At 70.3% G+C, this 3,005-nt stretch carries 4 protein-coding genes; 1 reads left to right on the top strand and 3 read right to left on the bottom strand.

What is annotated here, in order from left to right:
• Positions 1-279: FAD-dependent oxidoreductase (locus tag ACLN58_RS20230; protein ID WP_415857027.1), on the bottom strand; the 279-nt coding region annotated here is incomplete at its 3' end.
• An 18-nt stretch (positions 280-297) separates the two neighbouring features.
• Entirely contained in the window at positions 298-657 is a 360-nt protein-coding gene (locus tag ACLN58_RS20225; RefSeq protein ID WP_415857026.1) for a non-heme iron oxygenase ferredoxin subunit, read from the bottom strand.
• Positions 658-802: 145 nt separating this feature from the next.
• Here ACLN58_RS20225 and ACLN58_RS20220 point away from each other — a divergent pair, with 145 nt between their 5' ends.
• Positions 803-1,789 carry a purine-cytosine permease family protein gene (locus tag ACLN58_RS20220; protein ID WP_415857025.1) on the top strand — a complete coding sequence of 329 codons (987 nt, stop codon included), beginning with the start codon at positions 803-805 and terminating at the stop codon, positions 1,787-1,789.
• On the opposite strand, the gene ACLN58_RS20215 is transcribed toward ACLN58_RS20220, so the two are convergent.
• Complete coding sequence (locus tag ACLN58_RS20215) at positions 1,786-3,003, bottom strand: FAD-dependent monooxygenase (protein WP_415857024.1); 1,218 nt, start codon at positions 3,001-3,003, stop codon at positions 1,786-1,788. The two genes, ACLN58_RS20220 and ACLN58_RS20215, sit on opposite strands and share 4 nt — an antisense overlap.
• Between the last annotated feature and the right edge of the window lie 2 nt (positions 3,004-3,005).

The raw sequence follows: 3,005 nt of genomic DNA, 5'->3' as shown, positions 1-3,005 counted from the left end.
GCCCTCGGCCGGTCGAAGGGCGACGGCGCGCGCGGGCAGCACCTCGACGTCGCGTTCGGCATACCAGGACTCGGGCGCGAGGCGGATCTTCTCGGCGTCCTCCGTGCCGAGGAGGTAGCCCTTGCTGAGGGGCGGCCGGTCGTACGGGAGGCCCTCGGGGGAGAGCACGGTGAGGGCGCCGTCGTAGCCGCGGGCGCGCAGCTCACTCACCGCGCTGAAGCCCGCGACGCCGCCGCCCACCACGACGATGCGCCGGGGAGCCTCGAGGACTGAGTTCATGGGTGCTGTTCGGCGGCCTTATTCGCCCACGCGGACGGCCTCGTCGGCGTCGACGCCCGGGTAGAGCAGGACGCGGCCGCCCGCGACCTCGACCTTGTGCGTGCGCGCGTCCCGGGTGGCCGGGAGGCACAGGACCTTGCCGGAGCGGAGGCTGAAGCTCGAGGAGTGCAGGGGGCACTCGACCGTCTCGCCCTCGATCCAGCCCTCGGCGAGCGAGGCCTCCTCGTGGGTGCACGTGTCGTCGAGCGCGTAGAAGCAGCCTGACTCCGCGTGGAAGACGGCGATCGGTTCGCCGAAGCCCGACTCCTCGGGTTCGACGACGCGCGCCGTGCCCTCCTCGATCTCGTCAGGGCTGCCGACGTCGATTCCCTCGCTCATAATGTCCACTCTAGTCTCGGGGGCGCGGGCGAGCGGGATGGGGTTGGAGTCTGGGATGCCGGACGTCATCTGAGTCACAGGGCGCCCACGGAGCCCCTCGCTCCCGTGAAATGAATCAGCACGTTTCGACTCAAAGGAGAGCGACATGGCTGCATCGGCCATCGAGACCCGATCCATCGACAGAGTTCCGCCGAGCGAGCGCCATGGCCGCCCGTGGGACCAGTTCACGCTCTGGTTCGGGGCAAACGCCCAGATCACGGCGATCGTGGACGGCGCCCTCGCGGTCGTCTTCGGCGCGGACGCGTTCTGGGCGATCGTCGGCCTGCTCGTGGGCAACGTCCTGGGCGGGACGGTCATGGCGCTGCACTCGGCCCAGGGGCCGAAGCTCGGCCTCCCGCAGATGATCTCGAGCCGCGCGCAGTTCGGTGTGCTCGGCGCCGTGATCCCGCTCGTCTTCGTGATCCTCATGTACGTGGGCTTCGCCGCGACCGGGACCGTGCTGTCCGGCGAGGCCATCAACCTGATCATCGGCACCGACAACCGCGCGGTGGGCATCGTGATCTTCGGCGCCGCGACGGCGGTCTTGGCCATCCTCGGATACCGGTACATCCACGCGCTCGGCCGGGTCGCGACTGTTCTGGGCCTCCTCGGCTTCGCGTACCTGTCCGTCTCGATCTTCACGCGCTTCGACGTCTCCCACGCGATCTTCGTGAAGCCGTTCGAGCTCTCGACGTTCCTCATCGCGGTCTCAGTGGCCGCTGGATGGCAGCTCACGTTCGGCCCGTACGTTGCCGACTATTCGCGCTATCTCCCGCAGGAGACCAGTAAGAGGCGCACGTTCTGGTACACGTTCGCGGGCTCGACGATCGGAGCCCAGTGCGCCATGACGATCGGGGCCCTCGCGGGCGGGCTCTCGGCCGCTGGGCTCGGCGGGAGCTTCCTCAAGAACCAGGTCGGGTACATGGGCGATCTAGGCGGCGGCGGACTCCTCGCGCTTGCGATCTACGTCATGATCGTCACGGGCAAGCTGACCGTGAACTGCCTCAACGCGTACGGCTCGTTCATGTGCTCGGTCACGATCTCGACTGCGTTCACGCGGCGGACAAAACCGGCGTCGGGCAACGCCGGTTAAGCGGGTAGGCGCCGGTCGAGCCTCGGGAGGAACGCGCCGTCGTCCGTGGTCAGGGCGTCCCGGCCGTAGAGCCAGTCCGTGTACGGGTAGCCGCCGCGGGCGCCGGCCGCCTCGAACAGCATGTTCCGGACGAGGACGGCGATCGGCTCGTCCACGTGCCACGACTCGCCCCACACCCGCGCGGTCGTCTGGACGCGGCTGGTGCGGGGCGCGCGAACCTCGTTGAACTCTCGCAGGGCGAGCGCCCACGCCTCGCGCCGCCGGCCGTCGTCGGACGCCGGAAGGACACACCGACGCACGGCGTCGCCAAGGACGTGCGCGTCCTCGAGCGCCTGGCAAGCGCCCTGCGCGAGGTACTGCAGCATGGGGTGCGCGGCGTCGCCGAGCAGGGCCACATTGCCGTCGACCCACGTCTCGATGGGGAGCCGGTCGAACATGGGCCAAGAGCGCACGCGCCACAGGTTCTCGAGCGCCTTGCGGACCTCCGGGACGCAGTCCTTGTACGCCTCCTCGAGCTCGTCTTCCGTGCCCCACACTTCCTCCCCGCGGAGGAACGCGGGCGACTGGAACACCGCGACGGTGTTGAACATCTCGCCCTTGCGGAGCGGGTACTGGACGAGGTGGCAGCGCGGCCCGAGCCACACGACCACGTCCTCCATGTCCGAGGCGTGCTTGACGTCGGAGATCGGCAGGGCGCCGCGGAAGGCGACGTACCCCGAGGGGATGGGTTCGTCGTCGGACATTTCGGCGCGCACGACTGAACGGAGGCCGTCGGCGGCGAGGACTGCGTCGGCGTCGAACGCGCGGCCGTCGGTGGCGACCGCTCGCGCGCCGAGCGCGGTGTTCTCGGTCCTCGCGATGGTGACGCCATTGACCAGCTCGACGCCGGCCTCGCGGGCCGCGTCGACGAGGATCGCGTGGAGGTCGGCGCGGTGGGCCACGATGTACGGGGCGCCGTAGCGCGCCTCGAACTCGCCCCGGACGTCCTGGCGGAGCAGCTCGCGGCCGCTCACCGCGTCGCGGAACACGAGGTGCTTCGGCGCGACGGCGACGGTGAGCACCCGCTCGAGGAGGCCCCACTCCTTGAGCAGCCGGGTGGCGTTCGGGGCGAGCTGGAGGCCAGCGCCGACCTCGCCGAACTCGGGCGCCTGCTCGACGAGCGTAACGCGCGCGCCCTGCTGGCGGAGGCGGAGCGCGGCGGCGATCCCGCCGATAC

It is taken from the genome of Sinomonas sp. G460-2 (assembly GCF_047759905.1).
Taxonomy (GTDB): domain Bacteria; phylum Actinomycetota; class Actinomycetes; order Actinomycetales; family Micrococcaceae; genus Sinomonas.
The sequence above is the reverse complement of the archived record's forward strand: the minus strand, read 5'-3'. Positions and strand labels throughout refer to the sequence as shown.